Source organism: Spirochaetales bacterium, assembly GCA_016930085.1.
Classification (GTDB): domain Bacteria; phylum Spirochaetota; class Spirochaetia; order SZUA-6; family JAFGRV01; genus JAFGHO01.
Window position 1 is genome coordinate 1 of sequence record JAFGHO010000074.1, and the last position, 6,063, is coordinate 6,063.

6 protein-coding genes are annotated in these 6,063 nt (G+C 48.6%); 2 read left to right on the plus strand and 4 right to left on the minus strand.

Features of this window, described 5'->3' with window-relative positions; translation table 11 throughout:
- Together JW881_13315 and JW881_13320 are read left to right on the plus strand one after the other, a co-directional pair.
- Window positions 1-2,224 (plus strand): discoidin domain-containing protein (locus JW881_13315; GenBank protein ID MBN1698488.1); only part of this gene is annotated, 2,224 nt, incomplete at its 5' end.
- 154 nt (window positions 2,225-2,378) lie between these two features.
- Window positions 2,379-3,437 carry a GNAT family N-acetyltransferase gene (locus JW881_13320; protein MBN1698489.1) on the plus strand — a complete coding sequence of 353 codons (1,059 nt, stop codon included), beginning with the start codon at window positions 2,379-2,381 and terminating at the stop codon, window positions 3,435-3,437.
- 39 nt (window positions 3,438-3,476) lie between these two features.
- Here the strand turns inward: JW881_13320 and JW881_13325 are convergent, their stop codons facing one another.
- The 4 genes from JW881_13325 to JW881_13340 all read right to left on the minus strand — a co-directional run.
- On the minus strand, window positions 3,477-4,562 hold the full coding sequence (locus JW881_13325) for a GNAT family N-acetyltransferase (protein MBN1698490.1): 1,086 nt from the start codon (window positions 4,560-4,562) through the stop codon (window positions 3,477-3,479).
- A 122-nt stretch (window positions 4,563-4,684) separates the two neighbouring features.
- A complete protein-coding gene (locus tag JW881_13330) occupies window positions 4,685-4,771 on the minus strand; it encodes a hypothetical protein (protein MBN1698491.1) in 87 nt (28 codons plus the stop codon).
- 149 nt (window positions 4,772-4,920) lie between these two features.
- Window positions 4,921-5,904, minus strand: coding sequence for an ATP-binding cassette domain-containing protein (locus tag JW881_13335; GenBank protein MBN1698492.1), 984 nt, complete (start codon window positions 5,902-5,904; stop codon window positions 4,921-4,923).
- A gap of 6 nt (window positions 5,905-5,910) precedes the next feature.
- On the minus strand, window positions 5,911-6,063 hold a 153-nt coding region (locus JW881_13340; protein ID MBN1698493.1), incomplete at its 5' end, for an ABC-2 family transporter protein.

Here is a 6,063-nt window from a genome sequence, read left to right on the forward strand (position 1 = left end):
GCCGAATATTATCGAGAACTGGTGTTCCATCGATCCCGCGGGATGTGCGGAAGAGATGAGGCGGTGCGAATCCCAGTCGGCGACAAATCCGCCGCAGTCGACCACACCTCCTTCGGCGCCATCTTTCGAATGTGCCGCCTGTATTATCTCGAACAGGCCCGACATCCTTCCCTTTTACCAGTCGAACGGGTGGAATATCGATCAGTCGAACTGGGTGAACATTATATTGGACTGGTACAGGATCGCGCCCGAAGGATTTCTCGGGGAAGCCCAACGGTGCGGCAGTGTGTGCGGGTATGCCCACACGATTACCGCCGACGCGAATCTGGCACTGCAGGCGGTTTCATGTGCGGCTGATTCCGCTTACGATTCGAACTATGACGGCAACAAGGCGAGGGACGCGAATGCGGCCACAAAATGGTGTTCGACGGCCTCGACATCCGGCCACTGGCTCAAGTACAATCTCGGCGGAATCAAGGAGGTTCACAAGATCGTCGTAAGACACGCGGGCTCGAACGGGGAAATGCAGGCGATGAACACGCAAACATTTCAGTTGAGGTTCGGCAGAAACGACAATAACTGGGAAGTGTCGTTCGACGTCAATAATTCGAACCAGTCGCACGTCACCGAGTACAATGTCGGTTCGATAAACGCGCAGTACGTGATGCTGTATATCACCGACTGCGGCATCGACAACTACGCACGCATCTACGAGTTCGAGGTGTGGGGAACGGATACGACCGTACAGACAGTATCGAATCTCGCCCTCTCCGCTTCATCCTGTACCGCCGACACGGCCTACGATTCCAATTACGGCGGACACAAGGCGAAGGACGGAAATACGGCGACAAAATGGTGTTCGACGAATGGAAGCGCGTCGCACTGGCTCAAGTACGACCTCGGCGGATTAAAAGAAATCAACAGGCTCGTGGTCAGGCACGCCGGTTCCAATGGTGAAATGCAGGTGATGAATACGGAGGCCTTCGAGCTGCGGTTCGGACGCAGCGACAACAACTGGGAAACAACCTGCACCGTTTCCAACACCGGGCGGGAGAACATAACGGATTTCAATGTCGGCTCGGTCATTGCCCGGTACGTGATGCTGTACATCACCGACTGCGGCATCGACAACTACGCGCGCATCTACGAGTTCGAGGTATGGGGAACGGCGGCATCCTCGAATTCGACGCCGTCACCGACATTGAGTTCGACGGCGACACCGGTGTCGACCGCCGTCTCGACTCCCGACCCGACAGCCACGCCGGCCCCGACGACGGTGCTTCCCCCCGCGCCCGCCAGTCTTAAGGGGGCCTATTGGCTTCAGTACGACGGCGGTTACGAATCTTATCCTGCGAATGTTCCTCCCGTCGCGTGGAATCTCGATTATTGCGGTATGGTGCCGGATAATGCCGCGGGTTACCGGACCTACTATCTCCCCCGCAACATCAAAACGCTCGCGCGGCTGACACTCGACCTGACACCGGACGAGAAACAAAGCCTCGAGAACCTTTCGAATCCCGCGCCGCAGCTCGCGCAACGTCTGGCGCACTGGAACAGCCAGGTGGATCAGGTATGCGGAGCCCTTGGCGGGGATTTCGACAATCTCATCTACGGATTCATTTTCGGAAACGAGGAAAATCTGGGGGGTGAGAGTAACATAAGCGGCGTCGCTTACGCCCGCGCTTACAATGCTTTCAGGGCCCAGTGGAACGGCCGGGGCAAGCCGCTTTTAGCATCCGGGCCGGGAGGATGCGGCGTCGGTGGACAATGTACGGATTTCTACAACGGGATGCTGTCCGTAATAGGTTCCGTCGACGGTTTTGCAATCCATGCGTACGGATATGAATCCTTTAAAAATTATTCCGATATGGGCGGGTTTATCGATCAGATCAACGCCATCAACAGGGCGAAGGGCAGGCCGCCCGTTTTTATCACCGAATACAATATACCGCTGCAAATGACGCAGCCCCAGAACGCCTTACAGTGGGGAAAATACTTCAATGACCGGTATAACGATGTGCTTTCCTTCAATGCATCAAACGGTAACCAGATAAAGGCATTGCTCTATTTTGTCGATGCCCAGGATCACTGGAGTTCCCGGCGATACGGCAGCAACAGGGAGATCGTGGCCCAGGCATGGTGGGATTATTCGCTGAAAAAGGGTTCAGTGACCGGTGACGGACGGCGGGAAGCGTGGAAAAACGCGCCGTTTGCACCACAGTAAAAAACGGATGACGAACAGTAAGGGCCGGCGGCAGACGGAAGCCGCCGGCTTTTTTATTGATATTATTGCGTATTTGGTATACACATAGTGGTATGGTGAAACATGAAAAGGCTGTATTTATTCCCCTGAACGATTCTCTTGGACCGGGAAAGTCATGGTAAGCATCGATTATATTGATCCCGCCAAAGATCCGAAGTGGGACGATTTTGTCCTTAATCACAGATTGGGAAAATTATGCCATCTTTCCGTATGGCAAAAACTGCTGCTCACCCAATTCCGCCATTGTGAAGGAAGATATATCGTCCTCCGCGACGGAGAGAGCATCGTCGCAGGATTGCCGGTGTATATCGTGAGAAGCCCGCTTTTGGGAACGCGGCTTGTCCACGTCCCGTTCAGCACCTTGTGCGATCCATTGGTTTCGTCTGAAGAGCAGCTGCATCGGCTGCTCGAAGAAGTCCTGCGCTTGTTCAAAAGGATTAAACCGAAATCACTTGAAATCAGAACGCTGGATTCATATGTATTTTTCAAAAATCAGCCTTTCACAGAGAATGATTTTTATTATTTTCATTACCTTCCGCTGGACAGGCCTGTTGATGAAATATGGAAAGACGATATCCATTACAATATGCGAAGATATATCAATAAAGCGAAAACATACGGTTTGCGGTTCGGCGTGATCGGTGAGGAAAAAGATATCGGGAAATTTTACCGTCTTTACCTGAAAACCAAAAAAAAATTGGGGCTTCCTCCTTTGCCTCTCGAATTCATAAAAGCATTATGGAAAAAATTATACGGAAAAAATATGATTGATATATACCTTGCATATGATCAAAAGAAACCTGTCGCGGGTATGCTTGTCTTTAAATACAAGGAGAGTGTATCGATGGAAATAGCATGTTCGGATCCCGAGTCGCTCGGCATGTATCCCAATTATTTTATATATTGGGAAGCGATAATGAAAGCCCACGGGGAGGGTTATTCCGTATTCGATTTCGGAAGAACATCCCCTTTGAATAAAGGCCTTGTGACATTCAAAAAGCGTTTCGGAGGGAAGGAGAGAAATTTCCATTATTTCTATATATTCCCCAATGCGATCGAAATAAAAGAGAAAGACGAAACAAAAAGCTATCGGTTAATCAGTTCGATGTTAAAATTGCTTCCACTCCCCATGGTAAAGTATTTCGGCAGGTTCTATTACGGACATTCGAGTTAACATCATCGCCCTTCAATCGATCCAGTGATCGTGAATTGTCTAGTTGGCTATTCTGTAAATGATTTTATTCATAATTGAATGGAAGAGTATCGAGACGATATTGAAGATGAATCGATATATCCGGTTGTATATATAGACGGAACCATCCTGTAAATACAGTATCTCGACACCGAATCCGAGTTTGAAATGGGACCAGTTTTTATGCGATTCCGACGACGTGGTTCCCTCCTTATTCGAAGCGGATATCTTGTCGAGTTGTATAATCATAAAATCGATATACCGGTACCCGTTTCTTTTTGACCATTTAATTATTTCCCAATAAATCACGTCGTTCGGCCGCAAATTGTTGCACTTGCCGGACCACCCGAATTTCCAGCAGTTGACGGTACTCCCGAACGGGAGGACAACCATCGCCGATATGTCTTCGTTGTTATAGGTTATAAAAAATACCTTGATATTACCGCTTTTATGAAATATATCCCACAATGAAAAAACGTGATCGACACTCGGCGGATTTGGAGTTACCTGCTGTGCTTTACAGGTTTGCTCCATGAACCGGTAAAAAACGGGAAGATCATCCCGTGTCCCCTCCCGCAATGTCAGTCCGTTTTTCAATCCTTTCATAATATTCTGTCGTTTTTGCCGTTTCATGCGACCGAGTATTTGTTCTTCATCCTGGTCGAGATCGATGATCACTGTGGCTTTTTTCAGCATATATTTTATTCTGTTTTTTATAAATCCGGATTTTCTCAAAAATCCGGTTAAGCGGCTGTCTCTATCCGGCGGCTGTGCGAGCAAAAAACCTATGTTGTTCCGTTTTACCGTTTCTTTCAGACGAATCAATACCGCATCAACGGTGCCTGTCTCTTCATCCGCTATGACGGGACCTTTTAATAGGTAGCCGAAATTACCCAGCACCGGAATTGTTTTATAAAGAATCTGAAAACCGGCCGTTATTTTATTACCGGTAACAAATACCTGCCGCAGGATTTTCCATCCTTTTTTATACAGCATATAAGCGGCCCATTTATTGCTTTGTTCGAGTTGTCCCCGGTCCGTTGTTTCAAGAAACTCATCCCACACCGTATCCGTTAATGTCGTTGATTGAAATATCCTTATATTCATATTGCCGGTGATACCAGGCGTTATTTCCGTGTATCCGGTTTTAATCAGTGTATCTATCATAGCGATTGAATAATAGTATAAGTCATTGATCTTATCAAGTATCACCGCCCGTTTTTGAAGCTTTACGGTTCCATAACCCTGCCGAGGAATGATCTCGTATCGGTGTCGTCATTATAGACAATGAAGATGAACGGCCTGTCGATTGTCATTGCCGCCCGGGGCGGTAAATAGAACTATCCGGTGATGACGCCGTCGCGTCCGCCGCTTCCGTACCGGTTACATCCACCGCAGCAACGGCTTTATGGAAGACGTCATGGATATAAAATTGCGGCATAGTTGTTTATGCGTGTAAAGCAAATCAAGCCAGATACATTGTCTTGATGACTTCTTCGATCGGGATCGAGGTAATGGTGATATCGCGGAGGGGAAATTCCGAAAACAATTCGTAGATGATATCACGGATCGATTTTTCTTTCACTTCCACTTCGATCAGGCAGGTTCCGGGGCTGAAATCGAGTACCTTGTATGCCGACAGCCCGCTTTCTTCGACGGGAGCGGAAAAATCGAGTTTGAGAACTTTTTTATCCGAAAACCGGGAGGTGAGTTTATCGATGGAGTCATCGAAAATTTTCTTTCCTTTGTTGATAATGGTGACGGTATTGCAGAGATTCTGGATGTCGGAGAGGTCGTGTGTCGTGATAATAAAGGTGATGTTGCGTTCGCGGTTCACCTTTTTGATGAATCCGCGGATCGCTTCCTTGGAAATGACGTCCACACCGATGGTGGGTTCATCCAGAAAGACAAGACGGGGATCATGAAGCATGGCGCAGACAAGTTCGCATTTCATACGTTCGCCCAGAGAAAGCTGCCGCACCGGTTTTCTGACGATATCGCCGATGGCAAGCAGTTCGATAAAGGAATCGATTCGATTTTCGAAATCACCGTCCGGTATCCTGTAGATAACCTTGTGAAGCTCGAATGTGTCGAGCGCGGGCAGTTCCCAGATAAGCTGCGATTTCTGTCCGAACAACACACCTATCGAGCGCACGTATGTTTTCCTGTCCAGCCACGGAACATAGCCGAGTACGTCGACCTTCCCGGAGGTCGGATAGAGGACGCCCGAAAGGATCTTTATTGTCGTTGATTTTCCCGCCCCGTTCGGCCCGATAAGTCCCCTGATTTCACCTTCGTCAAGTGAAAATGAAATATTGTCCACGGCGGTAATGGTTTTCGATACGGGACTCAGAAAGGATGCGATTGAGGCGATCAATCCCGGTTTAGACCGTTCCCTTATTTTGAAGACACGGGTGAGTGAGTCGACGACGATTATTTTATCAGGCATATCCTGTTATCCTCCCGCAGACGTGTATCGTTTTATGGAATAATTCCAGAGAAAAAGGCTCGTATAAAAGAAAACGACCGACATGACTCCCGCAACGGCCATGATCATATCGATTCGTCCCAGAAGCGCGCGGGCCGGAAAGCAGACAAAGACGGCAAA